General features: G+C 35.7%; 1 protein-coding gene. It reads right to left on the bottom strand.

The window, feature by feature from the left end; translation table 11 throughout:
- Nucleotides 1-207 (bottom strand): transposase (locus GNY06_RS03485; RefSeq protein ID WP_166518821.1); only part of this gene is annotated, 207 nt, incomplete at both ends.

Genomic DNA, 207 nt, shown 5'->3' with positions numbered 1-207 from the left:
TGCGTAGTTTTTCCAAAATTAAGTCGAAGTAACCTGCTTCTACCCAACGGATATAGTAATAATAAACCAATTGCCATTTCGGAAAGTTCTTTGGCAGCATACGCCATTGACAGCCTGTTTTTATCAGATACATTAACGCATTCCAAATCAGGATCAAAGGATGTTTTCGCTTTCTATCTTTCAGATTCAGCGTTTTCTTTATATATT

Origin of the sequence: Elizabethkingia argenteiflava (assembly GCF_009904105.1) — a bacterium.
Lineage (GTDB): Bacteria > Bacteroidota > Bacteroidia > Flavobacteriales > Weeksellaceae > Elizabethkingia > Elizabethkingia argenteiflava.
The sequence above is the reverse complement of the archived record's forward strand: the minus strand, read 5'-3'. Positions and strand labels throughout refer to the sequence as shown.